Raw genomic sequence first — 21,500 nt, 5'->3', positions numbered from 1 at the left:
CGGAGAGTGGAATTAAATGGTTTTCGATGAAGTAAATCGGCTTTCGCTTACTCAATTACCGCCGACTCGCAGATGTAGGTCGGGATGATGCCCGTCGAGCGGATGCGGATTTCGGCGTCTTCTGCCTGGGTGTTGCCCGTCAGGACCAGCGCCGTATCCAGCCCGAACTTGTTGCCGCCGATGATGTCGGTATGCAGCGTGTCGCCGACCATCAGGATGTCTTTCTTGTGGATGGAAGGCGCATTCCGGATGTGCTCGTAGGCGAAGATGAACATCTGGGCGTCGGGCTTCCCGAACCGGATAAAGCGCTTGGCTACAATGGTTTCGATCATTTCGGCCAGCCCGCCGATGGCGATGGCGATGCGGTTTTTCGACACCGGATAGGTCTCGTCCGTATTGGCGACGATCACCGGGATGTTCCGCTTGCGGAGCAGGTTGACCGTCTTGTTCAGGTCGGTGTTCCAGTCGAAACCCTCGTCGTCGAGCAGCACCAGGGCGTTCACTTCCGAAATGGATTCGAGAGATAACTCCCGGATGGACAGGGTGGTCAGGCCGGCGGTTTCGATGTAATGGGCCGAGTCCTCCGTGCCGAGGTAGGCCACCGTCCCATGGTTGACTTTCAGTTCGAGGTATTCCCGGGCCAGCATACCCGACGAGATGATGCAGTCGGGAACGATGTCGGTCAGGCCCATGCGGTGGTAGGACTCGGCCAGCTGCTCCGGGCTGCGCGACGCATCGTTCGTCAGCACGTAGAAGTCCTTGTTGTTCTCCTTCAGGTAAGAAAAAGTCTTCTGGATACCCGGAATCAAACCGTTGTACGTCTTCAGTACGCCGAAGGCATCGAAGAAAATCACTTTGTAATCCGCGACAATCGTTTTGAAATCGGTCAGTTCCATACCTGTGTGCTATTTGGTTGTATGCGGTTTTACCCCTAAACCCCTGAGAGGTTGTTTGGGGAAGGGGTTTTGTCATCCCACTCCTTTTGTCATCCCGACGGAGGAGGGATCTTGTGCTTCGGCGCCCGGTCAGATGGGTCATTCAGCCGCCAGATCCCTCGTTTCCCGGGATGACAAACCGGCGGGGATGACAAAGGGCTTCCCAATCCCTGTAGGGGCTGGAAATTAAATATTCAAAGCCCTCAGAATCTTCTCCGCGTCGAACTGCTCGTCGATGGATCGGAAATATGTCTCGAAGGCTTCATGCTGTAATTTAGTGGCGTAGGTCCGGTGGAAAAAATACCGGCCGTATTTGATCACGTAATTCAGGATGAAAAACCGGTAGGCTTCCTTCATGAAATATATTTCGTTGGGCGTCAACGGGTAAACCTGATGATACTCTTTCAGGAACAGCAGGAAGCGGTCTTCCATGAGCGGCCCGATGACGTAGCTGAACACCGTCCGGTCTCCGATGTCGGAAACCACCCGGCTGAAAAAGTAAAAGTCCATCACCCGGTAACTGATCCGGAACCAGTCATAATCCCAGCGGGAGTACAGCTCCAGGTTTTCCGTCACCGAGAAGTTACCGATGTTCCAGTCGACGAATACCGGCATGGTTTCGACCACCCCCGCCACCAGCTTCTGGCGGTTTTCCAGAAATACATCGCACTGCCGCTTCAGGATGCCGATGTGCATCCGGTGTTCATACTGGCCTTCCTCCGTGTCCAGGATTTCGCGCAGGTCGCGGATGTCGGACCGCAGCGTTTTGGAGGATTTCGGCAGCACCGGGCTGACCCGCGCACAGGCCTTGTGGAACCGCCCGATCTCCTGGCCCAGCCGCCGGATGTGGTGTTCGTCGAGCCGGCGCGGCATCTTGTGCATCGTCCGGATCGGATTGTAAAATACCACCCAGGCATCCACCAGACCCTCTTTATAGCGAAAGGTATAAACCTGGTTATTCTTCAGCAGCGATTTGGCGAGCACATTCTCGAAGGGGTAAAGCAGGTTGTTGGCGAGGGCCTGGATAATGCGGTGGTCTTCCTTGAAATGTTCGTACTTCCCGAAATACGACAGCTTGGCAATCACGATATCCCCGCTGTCCAGCCGCACGCGGAACACGTGGTTGGTGGAAACGCGGGCGCTGATGTCTTCAATGGTCTGGATGGTCTGCGTGGCGTCGAACCCTTCCCACGCCTTCCGGATAATCGCCGGGTAATCGATAATTCGCATACATTTTCAGGGGTTGGCTGGTAGGAGACGGGAAACCTGCCCGTCCGCTATACCAGTTCAAAATATCGTTTCAGTTCCCAGTCGCTCACGGCGCGGGCGTACTGCCGCCATTCCCATTCGCGGGTGGCGGTAAAATGCTCCACAAAACCGGTTCCGAAAAGGTCGGCGGCCAGTTCGGAGGTCTTCATAACCTGCGTGGCTTCCCACAGATTGGCCGGCAGCCGGCCGTTGCGCAGGTCGGCGTAGCCGTTGCCTTCCGTCGGCGGGATGGTCAGCGGCAGACGATTCCGGATGCCGTACAGACCCGACGCCAGCGAAGCGGCCAGCGCCAGATAGGGGTTGGAGTCGGACCCCGCCACCCGGTGTTCGACCCGCGTATGAGCCTCCGAATCGTTCAGCACCCGCAGGGCGGTCGTCCGGTTCCCGATGGCCCAGGTAACGGTCGTCGGCGCCCAGGCGCCTTCCACCAGCCGCTTGTAGCTGTTGATCGTCGGGGCGAACATGGGCAGAATCTGCGGCAGGCAGTGAAGCTGGCCGGCCACGTAATGCTCGAACAGCTCGCTCATGCGATTGGGCCGGTCGGGCGCGTAAAACAGATTCCGGGTGTTTTCCGGGTCCCAAAGGCTCTGGTGGATGTGGCCGGAGCAGCCGGGCAGGTCGGCGTTCCACTTTGCCATGAACGTGGCCACGAGACCATGACGGTAGGCGATTTCCTTTACGCCCGTTTTGAAAAGGACGGCCTTGTCGGCGGCCCGGACCACCTCGTCGTGGAAGAGGGCGGCTTCATAAACGCCCGGCCCGGTTTCGGTATGCAGCCCTTCCAGCGGAATATCGAAACCGGCCATCAGATCGAACAGGTCCTGATGAAAGGCGCTTTCAAGCGAGGGGCGGAGGATCGAATAACCAAACATGCCGGGCGTGAGCGGCTCGGGATTGCGGAACCCCTTTTCGTGCAGCGTCTGCGGGGTTTCCCGGAAGTTGAACCACTCGAACTCCTGGGCAAATTCGGCGTGATAGCCCATGTCGCGGCACTGGGCGGCAATTCGCTTCAGCAGGCTGCGCGGGCAGGCGGGCAGGTCGGGACCGTCGGGACGGCTGAAATCCGCCAGAAAAAACGGGAGATCGTCTTCCCAGGGTATCCGACGGAACGTGCCGAGGTCGATGCGGGTCGGCGTGTCGGGGTAGCCCGAATGCCAGCCCGTCAGCCGGACGTTGTCATACGGGGCGTCGTGGATGTCCCAGCCGAAGACCACGTCGCAGAAACCGTATCCGGCTTCCAGCCCCTCCAGGAATTTTTTCCGATGGATGATCTTTCCGCGCAGTACCCCATCGATGTCGGCAAAGGCAAATCGGATCTTCTGAACGTCGTTCTGCTGGATGTATTCGGCAATCTGCTGTGGCGTCATGGCGGTCTTCTGCATTCGAACCGGTGGCTGTTCCGGGCGGGCCTTGCCGGCCGGCGGGCAAAGGTAAAGATTCGGGCGGGATTTCCGGCAGGCTACCGCCCCTCCGGCCCGGCATTCCGGTTTAAAACGAAACGGGAAGGGAGTCGTTCCCTGACTCCAGCTTCACCCGGTTGTAACCGGCATGGGTATTGGCTTCCACGATGTAGCCCTGTGCCCGGTCGATTTCCACGACGACGCTGCCCGCCGTCAGGTCGAGGACATGGCCCCCCGTTTTGCGGTCGTCGGAAAGGTAATGGAAATGAAAGCCGGGCGGGTTGGTCTTTTCCATATACTTCGGCACCAGAAAACCGACCGCCACCCCACTGGTATTGGTGAGGTTGAACAGGTACTGGTTCCGCATGAGGTGCTCGGTCAGGGTCGGGAACGGTTTGGCCGCCGGAGCCGGGGCCCGGGCCGTCACGGTCGGAAACCGCCCTTTGATGCGGATGGCGTACAGCTGGTTGGCCGGGAGCGCCCCGGCAATCTGTTTTTGCAGGCTGTCAAGCCGGGTCGCCGGGGTGTTGACGGTGAAGGTGGTATCGGGTTTGAAAAATTTCACCACCACGAAGGAGGTGGTATCCAGGTCCGAAACGTCCTTTACCGTTCCGTCGAAGCGGACGCGGTAGCGGTTGCCCTGGTCGATCACCAGTTCGCCGTCGAGCCGGTTGAACGTTCCCAGACCGAAATCCCCTTTGGTCTTGAGCCGTCCGAAGGGGAGGTTGCCGTCGAATACACCGGCCTGAAGGGCGCTGATGACCGAATACTGGTAGACGAAGTCGAGGGTGTCGTCCTCCGGCACCGGCTCGATTTTGCGGGAGCAGCCGTTCCAGCCGAAGCCCGTCAGCAGGAATAGAGCCGGGAAAAGCAGATGCCGGGAGAAGTCGGGTAGATTTTTCTTCATAAAATCGAGGGTGTCCGTTGCAAAGTAAACGAATCGTTCGGATTAATTTTACTTCATGAATCCCCAACCGTCTTACACACAAATCCTGCCAAAATTCGGCATCGAGGCCCTGAATCCGATGCAGGAAGCCGCCGGAAGGGCCATCCTGGAACAACCCGGCGACGTGATCCTGGATGCCCCGACTGGAACGGGCAAAACGCTGGCTTACCTGCTGCCCCTGTACCGGCTTCTCGACCCGAACGGGGCCGGTGTCCAGGCCGTGGTGATCGTGCCTGCCCGCGAGCTGGCGATGCAGATCGAACAGGTCTGGAAAACCATGGCGACCGGTTTCAAGGTAAATGTCTGCTACGGCGGACACCCGATGGCGACCGAAATCCGCAACCTGAGTGAGCCGCCGGCTCTCCTGATCGGCACCCCCGGCCGCCTGGCCGATCACCTCGAACGTTCCACCGTGGACCTCAGCGGAGTGCAGACTCTCGTTCTCGACGAATTCGACAAGGGGCTGGAACTGGGGTTTCAGGAACAGATGGAGAAGGTGATCCGCGCCCTGCCCGGCTTGCGGAAACGGGTGCTGGTGTCGGCCACGGCCGGAACCGAAATACCGGCTTTTACCGGGTTGCAGGAAGCACAACGGCTTTCCTTTCCGGCCGGGTCGGCGGAGGCTTCCGGCCTGACGCTCCGGCTGGTCGTATCGGAGGAGAAGGATAAAACCGAGACCCTGTACCGGCTGCTCGGAACCCTGCATTCCGAACCGGCCCTGATTTTCTGCAACCACCGCGAGGCCGCCGAACGGATCAGTGAGTCGCTGAACCGCAAAGGCATCGGCTCGACGGTCTACCACGGCGGAATGGAGCAGGCGTACCGCGAGCGGGCGCTGATTCTGTTCCGCAACGGCAGCGTCCGGTATCTGGTCACGACCGACCTGGCGGCCCGGGGGCTGGATATTCCCGAAATGAAACATGTCATTCACTATCAGCTTCCGGTTCAGGAAAGCGAATTTCTGCACCGCAACGGCCGCACCGCCCGGATGCACGCCACCGGCACCGCCTACCTGATGCTGTACGGAGAGGAAAAACGGCCTTCCTACGTCCCGGCCGATCTGGAAACCGTTCCCCTTCCGGAAAATCCGGACCTGCCCGGGCCGCCCGAATTCCGCACCCTCTCCATCGGCGGGGGGCGCAAAAACAAGATAGCCCGGGGCGACATCGTCGGGTTTCTGCTTCAGAAGGGGGGGCTGGAGAAAGAAGAACTGGGGCGGGTCGAAGTGGGTGATTTTCTCTCCTTTGCCGCCGTAAAAGCCGACCGTGCCACCGGGGTTCTCGACCGGGTTCGGGAGGAGAAACTGAAAGGAAAAAAATACCGGATCGAGCTTGTCCGGCCCTGAAAGGCCGTTTTTGTCCCGATCCGGCGGAATTCAAACCGCAGCCCCCCCGACCCGGTTATAGCGGTATGAAAGCATATCGAACCCTTCTTTTTTCCGCACTCGGCCTCAGTCTGCTGACCGCCTGTAGTTCCGGACGCCAGCAGCGCATCCGGGTGGAGGTCGGCGAAGTCCGTGAGGTGAAACTCTCCGGCCGGGGCGACGCGAGCCTCCAGCTTATCGGTACCTCCGAAAACAACGAGGTCGTCGAGGTGTCGAAACGGCTGGTGAGTCCGGCGGTCGACACCCTCCAGCCTCGCAACGCCGGCCCTTCGGTCTTCGAGATCAAGGGCGTCACCAACGGTACGGCGCGGGTGGTCTTCAGCGAAAAACCGGCCGGAGAAGCCGGTCCGGGGAAAGTGCGCAAGAGGTATCTGGTCCAGGTGGTAAGCAAATAGGCTCAACGGCCGCCCGGAATCGTCGGCCGCACCTCGATCTTGCTCGGGAGGGTCCGGGCCGGCATCCGAATGAGATCCACGACCATCCGGCCGATGTCTTCCGGCTGGATTTTCCAGGCATCCTTTTCATTCGGCTGGTGGTTGTTGAAATAAGTGGCGACGGAACCGGGCATGATGGTGGTCACCTTGATGCCGAACTTCCGGAGGTCGAGCATGGCGGCCTGGGTGAAGCCCACGAGTCCGAATTTGCTGGCATTGTAGGCGGCTCCGTTCTCGAAGAAGTTGGTGCCGGCCAGACTGGCGACGGTGATGAAATACCCTTCGTTCTGCTTCAGCTGATCGACGGCGGCTTTCAGCGTATAGAACACGCCCGTCAGGTTGATGTCGATGGTTTCATGCCACTCTTCGGCGCTCAGGTCCTGAATGGGAGCGAAGTGCCCGACGCCCGCGTTGGCGATTACGTAATCCAGGCGCCCCCAGGCCTGAAGCAGCGCATCGACCGCCCGCTGCTGGGAGGTCAGGTCGCGCACGTCGGCGCCGATGCCGAGCGCGAAACCCTCGCGAATCCCGTTCAGTGCGCCTGCGGCCTCGTCGGCGGCTTCCTGCGACCGGCTCGTGATCGCTACCCGAATTCCCTGATGGATCAACGCTTCGGCGATGCCGTAGCCGATTCCCTTCGTGCCCCCCGTGACGAGGGCGGTTTTGATGATTTCTGCCATGCTGTGTGTAAACCGGTAAGAGTAAAAAGACTGCGGTGATAACTCCCCCGTCCGTTTGAAAGTTTCCGCTTTCCGGCTTCCCAACCCGCTTCCACCCGCAGTCTGTCTCAAGAAATACCGATAAAATCGCCGGGTAAACCGACTACCATCAGCCGGTTAACGGCTTTCCTTTGTCCTAAAAAACGACCGATGGTTCAATTTGATTTTACGGCAAAAGTGGCCCTGATTACCGGCGGAACCTCCGGGATCGGTGAAGCGACCGCCCGCGCCTTCGCCCAGGCCGGGGCCACGGTGATGATCACGGCCCGAAATGCCGACCGCGGCCGGCAGGTGGCCGCGGCCCTTAACGGTGCCGGAATGGCCGGGAAGGTTGATTTTGTGGCTGCCGACCTGGCTATCGCCCGGGACGTCGACGCCCTGTTCGGGACGCTGACCGATCGGCATGGCCGGCTGGATGTGCTGGTGAACAACGCGGCCGGGGAGGCAGGAGTAGGAAAACCGCTTCATGAATTCGGGGAAGAGGAGCTGGAGGAGGCTCTGGCCGTCAATTGCAAGGCGGTCTGGCGGCTGATGAAACGGGCGATTACCCAAATGCTGGGACAGAAGCCCGCCGGCGGGTCCATCGTCAATGTCTCGACCATCAATGCGCTGGGCGGGGTGGCGGGCGGGTCGTTGTATGCGGCCGGAAAAGCGGCTGCCCTGGCGCTGACCAAATCGGCGGCCCAGGAATACGGCCGCTTCGGCATTAAAATCAACGCCTTGGTTCCGGGCGCATTCGACACGCCCCTGCTGCAAAAAGCGTTTCAGGGGCAGACCGACGGCAGTGCGGAAGCGCTGGAAGCGATTCGCAGTCAATACCTTCAGATGATTCCGGCCGGCCGGATCGGCGCCCCGGACGAAGCCGCGGAGGGTATCCTGTGGCTCTGTTCGGAAGGGACGCCATATCTTTCCGGGCATTCCCTCATCATGGACGGCGGCATGAGTTCACGGTTTCGGTAAAAGGATTCGCTACCTTTGCGGTTCCTGAACCTGATTGCTGAATGATTGCGTTCCCGGCCCTGTTCCGGCCATTGAAAAACCGGCTGAGCCTCTTCCGCCGGAACCATACCTACTGGACCCTGGCTGCCGGTCCAGACGGTTTCGCTCTGTTGGGAAATCCGCGGGACCTGCATCCCTACAACCGGCTTTACCCGAACGGACACGAACCGCCGGTGACCCGGAGCCACCTCTACGGCGGAGGGACGGCCCTGGCCCCGGGCCTCCTGAAACAACACGGCCTGGTGGTGGTCTCGGACCTTGACCTGCCGGAGGATCGGGCGGAAAAGGCCCTGCGGGTTCCCCGGTATGTGCCTTTGACCATTCCGCTTCCCGATGATCCCCGGATCTTTTTCGAACACCTGCCCCGGTCCGGGAAAAATGATGTCCGGAAAGCCGAAAGAAGCTCGTTTGCCTTTGAAATTACGACCGATCCCGGCTGGGCGGGCGAATTTTACCGTCGCTATTACGAACCCTCGATGCGGGGTCGCCACGGCGACGAAGCCTACATCATGCCCGAAGCCGGGGTCACCGACCTGATGCGGTCCGGAGCCTGTGAGTTCATCCAGGTTTGGCTGGAAGGGCGCTGTGTGGCGGCATTTCTGAACCGAATCGGGGAGAGCGACTATGAGCTGATGCGGCTCGGCTGGCTCGACAACGACCCGCATTGGGTGCAGGCCGGGGCCATTCCGGCCGCCTACTGGTTCACGATCCGCCGGGCGATAGCCCTCGGAAAAACCGAACTTCAGCTCGGAGGCACCCCTGCCTACCTGGAAAACGGCGTTCTCCGGTTCAAAGCCAAATGGGGCGGGCGGGTACAGGCCGGGCCTTCCGGATTCGGATACCGGTTCCTGCTGCTCGACCCGGGCCATCCGTCCTGCCGTCGCTTTCTGAGCCGGTATTCCCTGCTGGCCTTCGGGCCGGCCGGCTCATTGATGATCCTTAGTCCGCAGGCGCCCGCCGAAACCGGGCTGCCGGATCGGTTTCTCCGGGATTTCGACCACTGGTTTATTCTGCGGCAAGAGCCGAAGCGGAGCGGAGAATGTCCGGAACTGCCTGCGTCTTTGCAGGTGTGGTATGACCGGTTTTTGTGGTAACTTGAGGGTCTAAACCCTTCGGAATGAAAGCATTTTCGATTCTCGGTATCCTGCTCCTGATCGGCCTCCGGCTGAACGCCCAGACCGTGGACTCGGTGGCCTCGGGCGTCTACGTGTGGAATGAAACGCCGGTCGTCCGGAAAGGGACTTCGGATCAACGGCAGCTGCTGAAGGGGCCGACCCGGGATTTCCGTCGGCTGGAAATCCACGCGACCACCCTGCCCGCCCGGCAGGCCCCCCATCCGGCCCACCGGCACGCCGACGAGGAACTGATCCTCATGAAGGAAGGCGAACTGACCGTGACGATTGCGGGCCGGACCCAAACGCTCGGCCCGGGCAGCGTCGCGCTCATCATGCCGGGCGACGAACACGGCTTTGAAAACCGGGGATCAGGGCCGGCCACCTACTACGTCATGCGCTACGAATCCCGCGCCCCGGCCGATTCGGAACGGGGCCGGAAGGCGGGCGGCTCCTTCTGGATCGACTGGAACGAAGTCCCGTTTCAGGGCCACGACAAGGGCGGCATCCGCCGGATGTTCGACCGCGCCACGGCCATGACGCAACGTTTCGAGATGCACGTGACGACGCTGAATCCGGGCCTGTGGAGCCACCCGCCCCATACGCACCGGGCCGCCGAAATCCTGCTGATGATCGAGCAGAGCGCCGAGGAAAGCATCGACGGGAAGCTTCACGCAGCCACCGCCGGGGACCTGATTTTCCTGGAATCCAACGTTCCCCACGCCATCCGCAACACCAGCGCCACCCGTTGTCTGTATTTCGCGTTTCAGTTTGAGTGAGAGGCCCCGGCCGCCCAGCGTTCGTAAAGGTCGACCTGAAATTTCAGGACTTCGAGGGAAAGCCAGAGGTGGTTGAGCCGCACGTCGGCCGGCACGGTGTCTTCGGAGGTTTCGGCCCAGTGCAGCCAGCGGTATAGGTTTTCGCAGAGGGTATCGACCACGGGGCCGATGCCTTTGGCCTGAAAGAAATCGTCGAGGAGGCCGGGGATGCCGTCGCGCGGTGGGCCGGAGGAGCGGATGAGAAGGTGGGGGAGTGGCCCGGTTTCCGAAGAAGATTCGGTTTTTTTAGGATTTGAAGCAGAATGATTTGCACCGAAGCCGGATGCTCCGTATTTTTGTTCCGTGTTCATAAACTGACTGGTTTTTTGTAGCACGTGCCCCATCGCCGAGTTGTCCAGACATACGCGTTGGGGTTTTTCTGTGGGCAAAAATACTTTAGTTTCTATATATGGCAAGTAAAGCGTTAAAAAAATATTCTATTTATGGAAAGTGATTTTAAGTTCGACATTTAAAGCATCAGCCACCTTTTTCAGGGTCTGAATGGTAAGATTTTGACCGTTTCTCTCATATTTACTGATCGTTGGTTCACCCACGCCCAATCGTTCACCAAGTTCTTTTTGAGTTAACCCGGCTTCGATCCTGGCTTTTTTTATTAGGTGACCAACTTCATGGATAATGTCAGGCATCAAACCATAAGTTTGCAGCAAAGGTAGCGGAAACTTACTATATATCGAAAGTTTTCCTACAGCGCTGAACAGGAATGCATACCCCGACCAGCAAAAGCAAAACCGGGAGAAGCTTGGTTCTAAAGGGGTTTCAGACCTGAGGCTTTGCCTTTTGCACTCCCTTTCTTTTTACGGGAAGCCGCCTTATAAGATTGGATGAAATTGCTGATTTCGCTTCGGGCCTGATCGGTAAGCGGCATGCTTTTAATTGAAAAATCGATGCCGTTCGGTTCTTTGATAATTGCCATACATGTTATTGTTTGAAATATTTACGGACCAACTGCCGAGCCGCATTCTCCGGAATGATCATTCGCTGTCCATTTAGCAAAACTGCCCCAAGTACAATTCTGTAGTGGTCAATTAATTGTGTTTTTGAAGTGAACGCTACGAATCCATCAAAACCTTCCTGGAACGAAACCCGGCATGCATGCGCCACCAGGTTTCCGGCAACCCCATTGAAACGTTTTTTCGAACCAACGTTGAATGGTGCGTTTTCAAGTAAGTGCATGTAGACATGGTCAGGCTCAATAGAGATACTGAGCAATCCCTGAATAAGTTCTGGGTCATTAAACAGGGTGAGCTTGCATACGGTTTTTCGGCCATCACCAAATTCTTTCCTCCAGTTGAATTTCCATCCGTTTTTTCTGGTAACCATTTTCAAGTCGGTTCGAGTGATGAGATGAACTTCTGTTTCAAAAGACTCCCCGGAAACGGTATCCTGAACGGAATTGGTTAATCGGTCAATTTCAAATTCAAGCTCCGTAGGATTCTCTGGTGTCGACATCTAATTTACGAAAATGAGCAATTAGTTGCTAAAAAATGTGTGCGCAAGCAAATATAATAAGGTTTCTGTTTAATGGAGCATCGGTTTAACCTGCCTGCCTTTTCCGTACTTTTGCGCAAATCCCACTGCTTCATGAAACTGATCGACAAACTGGCCTGGATCGAGCTGAAAGACAACACCATCCTGTCAACCCGGTCCCGGGGAAAGGACACCTATTACATCCCCGGCGGGAAACGGGAGCCCGGTGAAACCGATCAGGAGGCCCTCTGCCGGGAGGTCCGCGAAGAACTCAGCATCGATCTGCACCCCGGCTCCCTGGACCTGTTCGGGGTCTTCACCGCCCAGGCCCACGGCCACCCGGAGGGAACCCTCGTGCAGATGACCTGCTACCGGGCCACCTACTCAGGTTCCCTCCGGGCCGATTCCGAAATCGAGGAAGTGCGGTGGCTTACCTACGCCGACAAAGACCGGATTTCGGAGGTCGACCGGCTGATCTTCGATGCTCTGAAAGAAAAAGGGTGGCTGGTTTAAACTACTTTTAATCTCACTTTCATCGGGAGTTTAGCCCTTTTTCGGAGTTTTATATCGAAAACCCCCACCGAAATCGGTGCCGGGTCGTCCGGGTCTATGGTTGCTTTTGTTCTCAGCGTCTGTTTGTGGTTTTCGAATCCGGCGGATTCGTCGGGGGGAGTATCGGCCCTGCCCGCCGACTCGGTCCGGCCGGCCCGGCATCCGGTCACTCCGGCTTTCAACCTCGATTTCCGGACTTCCTTTCTCGAAAAACGGCGGGTCAACGTCTGGGGCGTCAACGCGGGCATTGAATACGGGGCCAAGCGGCATCAGGTTACCCTGGGCTACTACTGGCTGAATTACGCGGTCTACCTGCGGCTCATCGACTGGCGACGGGATGCCGCCCGGCGCATCAACCTCGACTACTACACCCGCACCGATCTCTGGTTCCTCAGCCTTCTGTATTGGTACAATCTGACCAACAACCGGCGCTGGAAGGTGAGCATCCCGGTGGAGGTGGGTGGGGGAGTGGCCTACGCCATGCCCCGCGACCTGACCCGGGATTTGCCAGTGGACCGAACGCGCCGGGATTTCTTCGTGCCCGTCCAGGTCGGGGGTTACGGCCAGTGGAAAGCCACCCGCTGGGTCGGATTCAGCGTGCAGATGGGTTACCGGTATTCGGTCTTCCAGACGGCGATCGACCAGAATTTCAACGGCATTTATTACAGCTTCGGGATCACGGTGTATCCGGCCATGGCGACGGACTTCTGGCGGATGCTGACCCGTAAAGACCGGATTTCGCCCTTCCATCCCCCCCGGCCCAAACGGGAAAAACCGGTTTGACGGTACCGGCCTGAAAACCGGGGGCCGGCACTTCGTACTTCGGACCCGCTGGTTTAAATAATGACAGAAACGGTTGGGCCTGAATCGGTAACCGGGGTGCCGTCGGGTCCTTAGCTTTGCTTTTCAAACCTAACCAATGCGTGACGGCCGGAACCGCCCCCGCGGCCGGTCGGGAGGGCCGATCCCGGAGGTGATGGGAAAAGCCGCTGGAACCGGTGGACTGCACGACGATTCGTCGTGCAGTCCTTTTTTGATCAGGAAAGTACCGACTGGAACTCCCGTTCCAGAACGGTTTTCAGCGAAGTCGGTTTCCGGCCGGTGACCTTCTCCACATCCGATGTGACCAGATCGACCAGATGGTTTCGCACCAGCGAATAAGCGGTAATCATGTAGGGGGCGATAAAATCCGGAGCGCCGGAAGCCCGGAGCGTTTCGGTATACTCTTCCGGACTCGGATTCGGGTAGACTACCGTGCGCCCGGTTACCTCCGTCAGCCGGTCGGCGGCTTCGAAATGGGTCAGCGATTCGGGGCCGGTCAGTTCATACGTTTTTCCGATGTGGCCTTCCTGCGTCAGGGCCGCAGCGGCCACGGCGGCAATGTCCTCCGCGTCCACAAACGCTACCCGCCCCGTTCCGGCCGGAACGTAGGTGATTCCCCGAAGGGTGATGTTCTCCCATTCGAAATTCCGGAAATTCTGAGCGAAGAAGGTCGGCCGGAGCACCGTGGTTTCAAAACCGTCGTTCTCCAGTTTCTTCAGGATTCGGCTGTGGAAGTTCAGCTGGTCGCCCATCTTTTCTTCCCTGAGGGCCGAAAGGTAAACCACCCGCCGGATGCCGCGGTCCCGCAGGAAATCGATGAAGGGGGCTACCAGTTCGGTCAGGTCCAGCCGCAGGGGCGGGCCGAGCAGAAAAATGCGGTCGACCCCCTCGACGGCTCCGGCAAACGTGGCCGGGTCGGAGAAGTCGAACGAAACGATCCGGTCGGCGGAAAGCCCGAGGGTTTCGGCGGCTTTTTCGGGTTGACGAACGCCCGCAACGAAGGAAGCTCCCAGGTGCTGAAGCTGCCGGACCAGCGGCCGGCCGATGGTACCGGTGGCACCGGTTACCAGAATTTTCTGTGCCATTTTTTCGTGATTTTTACTTTCAATAGTTACTTTTAGGAACTCAAAGCTAAATAGTAACCAATGGCACCACAAGAAGGCACAGCGGTGTTCGATAGGCACACGGCTGTAACTATTGCTGAATTTGACGGGGGTTCCGGCGAAAAAAAATTTCGGAAAATTTTCGAGGAGGCCCAGCAGACCCGCAACGGCCCCTGCCCGGTTCGGGACGTCATCGCCCGCATCTCGGATAAATGGAGTCTGTTGACGATCCTGCTCCTGGGCGGTTACGGCACGCTGCGGTTCAACGAAATCCGCCACCGCATCGGGGACATCTCCCAGCGGATGCTGACGGTCACCCTCCGCCACCTCGAAGAAGACGGTCTGGTGAGCCGCCGGATCTATGCCGAGGTGCCGCCCCGGGTGGAATATGACCTGACCCCGCTGGGCCGCAGCCTGATGGAGCAGGTATCCCTGCTGACCGAATGGGCCACCCTCAACGGCACCTCCATTCTGGATGCGCGCCGGAGTTCCCGCAGAAAAGGCAGATAACCGGACGCGATGGATTCGAAGGATAGTCGCATCAAAGTCTACGACCCGCAGCGGTGGACCCGGGAATTTTTGCCGCAGGAGCGCCTGCAAAGCCTTCTCCGGCAGGACTTTACGCATTTCTTCATCGTCCGGGTGGAGGAGATGTACCGACATTTACGGCGGGCGGTGCCGGCTTCCCGTTCTCTGACCCATTCGGGCCTGTATCTGACGGAAGGCGAAGCGGCCATGAAAATCGGAGCGGAGGTATACCGGATTCAGGCCGGGCAGATGCTGTTCGTGCCGGCTGGTCAGGTATTTTCTTTCGGGAAAAATGACGTCAACTGCGGCTTCCTGTTCAATTTCCACGACGACTTTTTCTATGGAATGAACGGCCGGTCCGGGTTTCAGAAACCATTTGAATTTCTGAAGGTGTGGGGCAATCCCCGGATTGTCCCCGATGCCGAAACGTCCGGTTTTGTGCGGAATCTGCTGGAGCGGCTCTGGACGGAATATTCCCGCCAGGGGCTTCAGAACCCGGACCTGATTCATGCGTACCTGACGGCGCTGCTGATCGAGGTCAGCCGGGCCTACCACCCGGTTTCGCCCTCCGGCCGGACCACCGCCGTGATGCTGACCAACCGGTTCAGGGAGCTGGTGTTCACCCAGGCCCGAACCCGGCACCTCGTCAGCGACTATGCCGCCCAGCTCGGTGTAACGCCCAATCACCTCAACAAAACCGTCCGGTCGGTTACCGGCAAATCCCCGACCCGCTGGATCGACGAGGCCATCCTGGCCGAAGCGAAGGTGCTGCTCAGTCAGAGCGATTTTTCCGTCGGGGCCATTGCCTCCGAGGTCGGGCTGTCGGACTCCTCCTACTTCACCCGGCTTTTCAGGAAATACGAAGGTCTGACGCCGACGGCTTTTCGTAAAAGGATTGAAATGTCCTGAAGGTGGCCCCGTTTGTCCTAACGTGGGTCCCTTTCCGGAATCGAACTTTGTGGCGGAATAAACACCGTACCCATGAGTTCGATTCTGTTAGTGGTTCATTCGGCCGTTCGCTGGCTGGTTCTTCTTAGTCTGACCTACGCTATCTGGCGGGGGGTCCGGGGCTGGTCGGGGCGGGTCCCGTTCACGGCTTTCGATAACCGCATCCGGCACCTGACGGCCACCATTGCCCACCTCCAGCTGATGGTCGGGTATACCCTTTATTTTTCCAGCCCCCTGATCCGGTATTTTCGTTCGAACTACACCGAGGCCGTGCGGGTGCCGGATTTTCGCTTTTTCGGGCTGATCCACGTCATTCTGATGACGCTCGCCATCGTCCTGATCACCATCGGCTCGGCGGCCGCCAAACGGAAGCCCACCCCCCGCTCGAAATTCCGGACCATGACGGGCTGGTACGTAGCCGCGCTGGTGCTCATTTTTCTGGCCGTTCCCTGGCCGTTTTCTCCTTTGGCCAATCGTCCCTATTTCCGCTCTTTTTAACCATGACACACCTGCTTACGACCCCCATCGGGCGGCTTCGGCTGCTCGGTTTCCTGGAAGGCATTTCCCTGCTGCTCCTGATCGGTATCGCCGTCCCGCTGAAATACGTCTGGAAAGACCCGTCGCTGGTTCGGCTCATCGGGCCGGTTCACGGCCTGCTGTTTCTGCTGTTTATCTTTCAGACGCTGCATGTCGGGGTGGAGCGGAAATGGAACTTCCGGGATACGACCTGGAAAGTCATCCTGGCCTGTTTCATTCCCTTCGGAACGTTTTATATCGACCGGCGGATTCTGTCGAAGCGGTAAAACCACCCCCCGGCCGGACCGGCGCTCCGGCCGGGGGGTGATTTAAGCCGGCAGCACCGTCTTACCCAGAAACTCATTCCTGAACTTTCCCTTCGGGTCATACTGCTTCACCAGTTGCCGGAAGGCCTGCATTTTCGGATACAGCGATTCCAGGCGATCAGGGGTGAGGGTAAAGAGCTTGCCCCAGTGCGGCCGGGCCTGGAAGGGCGCGAGTTCGCGCTCAATCACGGGCAGGAGTTTGCGGACGGCGGGCCAATCCTGTTTCCAGGTAAAGTGGATCGCCAGGCTCGCACGCTCGTAACACGGACTGAGCCAGAAGTTGTCTTTATCGATGGTTCGTAACTCCGTGATAAACAGGTGGGGGCTGACCTGATTGCGAAGCTTTTCCACCGCCAGAATGGCTTCCACCGCGTTTTTCCGGTCCACAAAATATTCGGATTGAAGTTCCTTGCCGCTGCTGGGCGTAAAGCCCATTTTAAAGTGCGGCAGCCGTTCATACCAGGGGCCGGCCACGCCCATCTGCTCGGTGCAGTTCTCGGCCGACAACTCGACAATGGGGTGGAGGTTGCGTTTCGCCGGGGTGGCGCCGAAGAAAGTATCTTTCTGATTCCGGTCCTTGTCCTTACCCATCCGGTTTTTCACCCACACCTCGCTGATCCGTTTTTTCTGCCAGTCGGTAAACAGGCTGACGCTGTAGCCGGCCGACATGATCTCCTCAAAATGGTCTTTCAACTGGTCCAGCGGCAGATTTTCGTAGACGTACTGCCGCATCTGGAAGGTAGGCTGCACCTGGAGGGTCACTTTCGTCACCACCCCCAGACCGCCGAGGTGAACCACCGCCCCCTCAAACGTATTTTTATCCCGGGTGCGCGAAAGCTGCACTACTTCTCCCTTGGCCGTGACCAGTTCCATGGCCGTGACGGCCGTCGACAGGTTGCCGTTTTTAACCCCGGAGCCGTGGGTGGCCGTGGCGCAGGCCCCGGCCACGGAGATGTGGGGCAGCGAGGCCAGGTTGTGCAGGGCGAACCCCCGCTTCTCCAGCACCGGCGCCAGCTGGCCGTATTTGACCCCGGCCGGGACCGTCACCGTTTGGGAATCCTTGTCCAGATCGACGGCTTCTTCGAGCGCCAGCACCGATAGAAACTGCCGGTCGCTGTCGGCAATTCCGTTGAAGCAGTGCCGCGTGCCGAGGACCTTGAATTTTTCTTCCTTCTTCACGAACGCCTTCACCTGGTCCAGGGTTTTGGCCGAATACAGGTTCGTGGTTCCGTATTCATAATTACCGGCCCAGTTTTTGAGCTTCTCGGCCGGCAGCAGGTCGGTAAGGGGTGCAAGCATGGGAGCAGCCATGGCGGCCGATGATAGTTTCAGAAACGTTCGCTTTTTCATGGTCAGGGCGTTGTCGTATAAAGTAAGCGGTTTTTTTAAAATACCCACCCCTCCGCCCCAAAAACGCGAACAGGAATCCGAGACTTTTCGGATTCCTGTTCGGCAGGGTTTACAAATTTCAGGCCGCAAACGACATGATCTCCCGGATTTCGACACTCCCGTTTTCGTATTTCAGAATGGGGCAGGTTTCGCTCCACCCGATCACCTTCTCCACGGAATCGGCTTTACAGAGAACATAGCCGGCCACGATCGCATTGGCGGAAATGTGCTACTGGCCGTTGCCGGGCGCGTTGCGAAACAGGAGAAGATACGTTTTCATGGTCGATGTGTAAACGGTGAAACGTGTGATGACCCTGTAAAAGTACCGCCCGGGCCGGCCGAGACTCCTGACCTTTGTCAAGGGTTGTTACAATCGGGCTTTCAGCCGGGTGAGGGTTTCGGGGGAGATGCCGAGGTAGGAGGCTACCTGTTTGCTGGAGAGACGGGTCAGGATTTTCGGCTGGTTTTCCAGGAGCCAACGGAGCCGGCCGAGGGCGTCGAGCGAAATGAGCGTATTGACGCGGTAAACCGTCCGGTTATAGGAGATTTCAAGAATCTGCCGGTAGACGGCGGCAAACTGCGGCACCGCACCCACCAGTTTCTGAAAGTCGGAGAAGGAAATAAGGGCCAGGTCGGAAGGTTCCAGCGCCCGGATGCTCTCCGCGCTGGGGAGTTGATGCTGAAAACCGAAGATATCGGTGACCCAGTGGTTTTCGAAATAAAATTCACGGGTGGTTTCCGATCCGGCTTCGTCGGTGCCGAATACCTGAAGGCAGCCTTTCCCGATGAAATAGACGTGCCGGCAGACCTGTCCCTGCTGAAGAAGCAATTCGTTCCGTTCGGCCCTGCCTTCCCGAAAATGGATCAGAACGTCCTCCAAACGGTCGGTGTTGCCGCCCAGAACGGAGCGGAGATGTTTTTCCAGGAGAGCAATCATATCGTTATGGTGTTAAGATCAGGGCTCTCCGGCCCAGGTCCTTAAGTTACCCCGGCTCGTACACAATTCCCAGCACCTCGAACACTTCTTCCCCACGGCCGGTCCGCAGGCTGACTATTTCGCCGATTTTCTTTCCCGTCATGGCCCGGGCGATGGGAGACGTAAATGCAATACAGCCCTTCGAGGCATCGGCTTCGTCGACGCCCACAATGGTCAGCCGCCGTTCCTCCCCCGCCTGCCGGTCGCTGACGGTCCGGAGCATGACGGTGGCGCCGAACCGGATTTCATCGGCCGGATGGTCGTGGGCATCGACGACGCGGGCGCTCGCGATCCGCTGGTTGAGCAGGGCAATCCGCCCGTTCAGCAGCGCCAGTTGGCGGGAGCGTTCGTTTTCGTCGGCTTCCGTCGTCTGCACCCCGGCCCGTTCGGCCTCCAGGTCGTCGAGTTCGGCTCTAAGGAGATTCAGGCCGCGGGGCGTCACGTAGTTGGTGACGCCGGGAGGGAGGGGCGCCCGGGCGGGAATCACCACCGGGTCGTCGGCCGTCTCATTTTTCAGAAATGCCCTGCTCATAGGAGTGTTGGTTTTCTACACAACCACCGGAAGGCCCCGCCGGTTGCCGATACCATCCTACGGCCGGAGAGCCGGTCTTCGGAATGGTGTAAAAAAAGAAGGGCGCTTGTGGCGCCCTTCCTGCCGGCTCGCGTCGGGGGACGGCGAGCTATTTTCAGAAATGATCAGGATATGCCTTTCAAAACGTCTTCCTGCACAAACGGCTGGTTGTAAAGCCGCTTGCCGGTCGCCTTGAAGATGGCATTGGCCACGGCCGCACCTGCCGGGGGGAGCGACGGTTCGCCGAGGCCGGTCGGTTCGATCTCGTTCTGGACGAAATGCACCTCGACCTCCGGAATCTCGTTCATCCGGATCATGCGGTAGGTATTGAAGTTTTTCTGCTCCGGCACCCCCTCTTTGAACGTCAGCTGGCCGTACATGGCGTGGCCGATGCCGTCGACGATGCAGCCCATCACCTGCTGGCGGGCGCCACTCTGGTTGACGACCACCCCACAGTCGGCGGCCGAATAGACCTTCGCCACACGGGGTTTTCCTTTCTCCATCACTACCTCGCCGACCTGGGCCACATAAGACCGGTGCGAGAAGTAGACACTGAAGCCCTGGGCCACGTTTTTCTTCTTACCCCACTGTGATTTCTCGGCCGCCAGTTTGATCACCCCGATCATCCGGTCGATGTCGTACTTGATGGCGCCGGTCGGCTGTTTTTTGGCTTTTTCGAGCAGGTCGAGCCGGAACTGAACCGGGTCTTTCCCGGCGGCCTGCGCCACTTCATCGATGAACGCCTGCTCGGCAAAGGCCAGGAAGTTGGTGATCGGAGCCCGCCAGGCACCCGTCGTGATCGGGGATTTATGTTCCACCGAATCGATCAGGAGGTTATCGACGGCGCCCGAGGGGAAGTTGTCCTCCCGCGTCGGGTTGCCCGAGTTGATGCCGACCCCCCGGAGTTTGTAACCGATCAGGTTGTTCTGCGCGTCGAGGGCGGCTTCGAAGCGATACCGAACGGCCGGGCGGTAACTTCCGCCGGTCATGTCGTCCTCGCGTGACCAGATCAGCTTCACCGGGGCGTTGACCAGCTTCGACACGTTGACGGCTTCCAGCACATAGTCGGTTTTGAGCCGGCGGCCGAAGCCACCGCCCATCCGGGTCAGGGCCACGGTTACCTTCTCGGGCGGTAACCCGAGCAGTTTGGCGGTTTCGTTGCGGGCCAGTTCCGGCGTCTGGGTGGGTCCGACGAGTTCGGCGCCGTCGGCTTTGACGTGCGCGAAGAAGTTCATCGGCTCCATGGGGCTGTGGGGCAGGAACGGGCACTGGTATTCGGCCTTCACCACCCTGGCGGCATTTTTGAAGGCCGCATCCACGTCGCCGTCTTTCCGGCGCACCGTCGGGGTGCCGGTGTCGAGCAGTTCCTTAAACAGCCGGTTGTGATCAGGGGTGCTTTCGAGGTTGTCGGCCTTTTCCCACTCGATCTTCAGGGCGTCCTTAGCCTTTTTGACCTGCCAGGTCGATTTGCCGACCACGGCCACGTTGTTATTGAAGGTCACCACGTCGACGATGCCCGGCATGGCTTTGGCGGCCGTGGCGTCGAGGTTTTTCAGTTTATACCCGAAGGCGGGGCGCTGGAGCATGGCGATAAGCATGCCCTCCCGGTGGAAGTCGATGCCGAACAGGTTCTTTCCGGTCAGGATGCCGGGGTTATCGACGTTCCGGACCGTGGAGCCGATCAGCTTGAAATCCTTGATTTCCTTCAGCTTGACGTCGGCCGGAACCGGCAGTTTGGACGCATCCGTCGCCAGATCGCCGTAGCTGAGTTTGCGGTTGCTGGCGGCATGGACCACGAAGCCCTTGTCCGTCGAACACTCGGCGGCCGGCACGCTCCAGCGTTTGGCCCCGGCTTCGATCAGCATCTGGCGGGCGGTGGCTCCGGCTTCGCGCAGGCGCTTCCAGGAGTGCGGAATGGAACCGCTGCCCCCGGCGACCTGCCGTTCGAATTTTTTGGTATCCAGCGGAGCCTGCTCCACGACGACCTTCTTCCAGTCGGCGTCAAGTTCTTCGGCAACGATGATCGGGAAGGCGGTTTTGATGCCCTGCCCGACTTCCGGGTTGGGCGACAGGATCGTGATGATGCCCTGCGGGCTGATGGACAGGTAGCTGTTGAAATCGACGCCGGGCACGGCCGCCGGCCCGTTCAGCACGGCAGGTGCGGCTTCGGAGCCGGACCAGTTGAAACCGAGCAGGAGGCCTCCGCCGGCCGCGGCCGCAATCTTGAGAAAGTTTCTCCGGCTGGGATTAGGGATGGACTGCATG

The 21,500-nt window shown here is 58.9% G+C and carries 25 protein-coding genes; 11 read left to right on the top strand and 14 right to left on the bottom strand.

Annotation, left to right across the window (positions count from 1 at the left end):
- Positions 1-47 precede the first annotated feature (47 nt).
- From DX909_RS19215 to DX909_RS19200, 4 genes are all read right to left on the bottom strand, one after another.
- Complete coding sequence (locus DX909_RS19215) at positions 48-896, bottom strand: TIGR01459 family HAD-type hydrolase (RefSeq protein WP_128546837.1); 849 nt, start codon at positions 894-896, stop codon at positions 48-50.
- 225 nt (positions 897-1,121) lie between these two features.
- A complete protein-coding gene (locus DX909_RS19210; protein ID WP_128546836.1) occupies positions 1,122-2,165 on the bottom strand; it encodes an aminoglycoside phosphotransferase/kinase family protein in 1,044 nt (347 codons plus the stop codon).
- 47 nt (positions 2,166-2,212) lie between these two features.
- On the bottom strand, positions 2,213-3,571 hold the full coding sequence (locus tag DX909_RS19205; RefSeq protein WP_128546926.1) for a glutamine synthetase family protein: 1,359 nt from the start codon (positions 3,569-3,571) through the stop codon (positions 2,213-2,215).
- Between the two features lie 121 nt (positions 3,572-3,692).
- On the bottom strand, positions 3,693-4,511 hold the full coding sequence (locus tag DX909_RS19200; RefSeq protein ID WP_128546835.1) for an acetolactate decarboxylase: 819 nt from the start codon (positions 4,509-4,511) through the stop codon (positions 3,693-3,695).
- 55 nt (positions 4,512-4,566) lie between these two features.
- Between DX909_RS19200 and DX909_RS19195 the strand changes: the two genes are divergently transcribed.
- Both DX909_RS19195 and DX909_RS19190 read left to right on the top strand, forming a co-directional pair.
- Positions 4,567-5,895 carry a DEAD/DEAH box helicase gene (locus DX909_RS19195; protein ID WP_128546834.1) on the top strand — a complete coding sequence of 443 codons (1,329 nt, stop codon included), beginning with the start codon at positions 4,567-4,569 and terminating at the stop codon, positions 5,893-5,895.
- Between the two features lie 65 nt (positions 5,896-5,960).
- Complete coding sequence (locus tag DX909_RS19190; protein ID WP_128546833.1) at positions 5,961-6,329, top strand: hypothetical protein; 369 nt, start codon at positions 5,961-5,963, stop codon at positions 6,327-6,329.
- 2 nt (positions 6,330-6,331) lie between these two features.
- On the opposite strand, the gene DX909_RS19185 is transcribed toward DX909_RS19190, so the two are convergent.
- Positions 6,332-7,048: an SDR family oxidoreductase gene (locus DX909_RS19185; protein ID WP_128546832.1), complete on the bottom strand. Its 717-nt coding sequence runs from the start codon at positions 7,046-7,048 to the stop codon at positions 6,332-6,334.
- A gap of 189 nt (positions 7,049-7,237) precedes the next feature.
- On the opposite strand from DX909_RS19185, the gene DX909_RS19180 reads away from it, so the two are divergent.
- Genes DX909_RS19180 through DX909_RS19170 form a run of 3 tightly spaced genes read left to right on the top strand, consistent with a single transcriptional unit; the run spans position 7,238 to position 9,977 of the window.
- The gene (locus DX909_RS19180) at positions 7,238-8,047 is read left to right on the top strand and encodes an SDR family NAD(P)-dependent oxidoreductase (RefSeq protein ID WP_128546831.1); all 810 of its coding nucleotides are present in this window, start codon (positions 7,238-7,240) and stop codon (positions 8,045-8,047) included.
- A 41-nt stretch (positions 8,048-8,088) separates the two neighbouring features.
- Positions 8,089-9,180, top strand: coding sequence for a GNAT family N-acetyltransferase (locus DX909_RS19175; protein ID WP_128546830.1), 1,092 nt, complete (start codon positions 8,089-8,091; stop codon positions 9,178-9,180).
- 23 nt (positions 9,181-9,203) lie between these two features.
- Complete coding sequence (locus DX909_RS19170) at positions 9,204-9,977, top strand: cupin domain-containing protein (RefSeq protein WP_128546829.1); 774 nt, start codon at positions 9,204-9,206, stop codon at positions 9,975-9,977.
- Here DX909_RS19170 and DX909_RS19165 read toward each other — a convergent pair.
- The 3 genes from DX909_RS19165 to DX909_RS19155 all read right to left on the bottom strand — a co-directional run bounded on the left by DX909_RS19165 (position 9,965) and on the right by DX909_RS19155 (position 11,486).
- Positions 9,965-10,327: a hypothetical protein gene (locus tag DX909_RS19165; protein WP_128546828.1), complete on the bottom strand. Its 363-nt coding sequence runs from the start codon at positions 10,325-10,327 to the stop codon at positions 9,965-9,967. The two genes, DX909_RS19170 and DX909_RS19165, sit on opposite strands and share 13 nt — an antisense overlap.
- Positions 10,328-10,453: 126 nt before the next feature.
- The gene (locus DX909_RS19160) at positions 10,454-10,684 is read right to left on the bottom strand and encodes a helix-turn-helix domain-containing protein (RefSeq protein WP_229311109.1); all 231 of its coding nucleotides are present in this window, start codon (positions 10,682-10,684) and stop codon (positions 10,454-10,456) included.
- Positions 10,685-10,955: 271 nt separating this feature from the next.
- On the bottom strand, positions 10,956-11,486 hold the full coding sequence (locus tag DX909_RS19155) for a hypothetical protein (protein WP_128546826.1): 531 nt from the start codon (positions 11,484-11,486) through the stop codon (positions 10,956-10,958).
- Between the two features lie 132 nt (positions 11,487-11,618).
- Between DX909_RS19155 and DX909_RS19150 the strand changes: the two genes are divergently transcribed.
- Both DX909_RS19150 and DX909_RS19145 read left to right on the top strand, forming a co-directional pair.
- Entirely contained in the window at positions 11,619-12,017 is a 399-nt protein-coding gene (locus DX909_RS19150) for an NUDIX hydrolase (protein WP_128546825.1), read from the top strand.
- A 96-nt stretch (positions 12,018-12,113) separates the two neighbouring features.
- The gene (locus DX909_RS19145) at positions 12,114-12,839 is read left to right on the top strand and encodes a hypothetical protein (RefSeq protein WP_128546824.1); all 726 of its coding nucleotides are present in this window, start codon (positions 12,114-12,116) and stop codon (positions 12,837-12,839) included.
- A 254-nt stretch (positions 12,840-13,093) separates the two neighbouring features.
- On the opposite strand, the gene DX909_RS19140 is transcribed toward DX909_RS19145, so the two are convergent.
- A complete protein-coding gene (locus DX909_RS19140; RefSeq protein WP_128546823.1) occupies positions 13,094-13,963 on the bottom strand; it encodes an SDR family oxidoreductase in 870 nt (289 codons plus the stop codon).
- 60 nt (positions 13,964-14,023) lie between these two features.
- Here DX909_RS19140 and DX909_RS29940 point away from each other — a divergent pair, with 60 nt between their 5' ends.
- The 4 genes from DX909_RS29940 (at position 14,024) to DX909_RS19120 (ending at position 16,260) form a co-directional block, all read left to right on the top strand.
- Positions 14,024-14,491, top strand: coding sequence for a winged helix-turn-helix transcriptional regulator (locus tag DX909_RS29940; protein ID WP_128546822.1), 468 nt, complete (start codon positions 14,024-14,026; stop codon positions 14,489-14,491).
- A 9-nt stretch (positions 14,492-14,500) separates the two neighbouring features.
- Complete coding sequence (locus DX909_RS19130) at positions 14,501-15,418, top strand: AraC family transcriptional regulator (protein WP_128546821.1); 918 nt, start codon at positions 14,501-14,503, stop codon at positions 15,416-15,418.
- Between the two features lie 72 nt (positions 15,419-15,490).
- Complete coding sequence (locus tag DX909_RS19125) at positions 15,491-15,955, top strand: hypothetical protein (protein ID WP_128546820.1); 465 nt, start codon at positions 15,491-15,493, stop codon at positions 15,953-15,955.
- A gap of 2 nt (positions 15,956-15,957) precedes the next feature.
- On the top strand, positions 15,958-16,260 hold the full coding sequence (locus DX909_RS19120; RefSeq protein WP_128546819.1) for a DUF3817 domain-containing protein: 303 nt from the start codon (positions 15,958-15,960) through the stop codon (positions 16,258-16,260).
- A 42-nt stretch (positions 16,261-16,302) separates the two neighbouring features.
- Here the strand turns inward: DX909_RS19120 and DX909_RS19115 are convergent, their stop codons facing one another.
- The 5 genes from DX909_RS19115 to DX909_RS19095 form a co-directional block, all read right to left on the bottom strand.
- On the bottom strand, positions 16,303-17,649 hold the full coding sequence (locus tag DX909_RS19115; RefSeq protein ID WP_128546818.1) for a D-arabinono-1,4-lactone oxidase: 1,347 nt from the start codon (positions 17,647-17,649) through the stop codon (positions 16,303-16,305).
- 118 nt (positions 17,650-17,767) lie between these two features.
- The gene (locus DX909_RS19110) at positions 17,768-17,896 is read right to left on the bottom strand and encodes a YciI family protein (protein WP_164851343.1); all 129 of its coding nucleotides are present in this window, start codon (positions 17,894-17,896) and stop codon (positions 17,768-17,770) included.
- Between the two features lie 159 nt (positions 17,897-18,055).
- Positions 18,056-18,625, bottom strand: coding sequence for a Crp/Fnr family transcriptional regulator (locus DX909_RS19105; protein ID WP_128546816.1), 570 nt, complete (start codon positions 18,623-18,625; stop codon positions 18,056-18,058).
- Positions 18,626-18,671: 46 nt separating this feature from the next.
- Positions 18,672-19,196 carry a GreA/GreB family elongation factor gene (locus DX909_RS19100; RefSeq protein WP_128546815.1) on the bottom strand — a complete coding sequence of 175 codons (525 nt, stop codon included), beginning with the start codon at positions 19,194-19,196 and terminating at the stop codon, positions 18,672-18,674.
- A gap of 164 nt (positions 19,197-19,360) precedes the next feature.
- On the bottom strand, positions 19,361-21,499 hold the full coding sequence (locus tag DX909_RS19095; RefSeq protein WP_128546814.1) for a xanthine dehydrogenase family protein molybdopterin-binding subunit: 2,139 nt from the start codon (positions 21,497-21,499) through the stop codon (positions 19,361-19,363).
- Position 21,500: the final 1 nt, after the last annotated feature.

It is taken from the genome of Larkinella soli (assembly GCF_003703975.1).
Taxonomy (GTDB): domain Bacteria; phylum Bacteroidota; class Bacteroidia; order Cytophagales; family Spirosomataceae; genus Larkinella; species Larkinella soli.
Note: the sequence above shows the minus strand (reverse complement) of the source record. Positions and strands in the feature narration are given on the sequence as shown.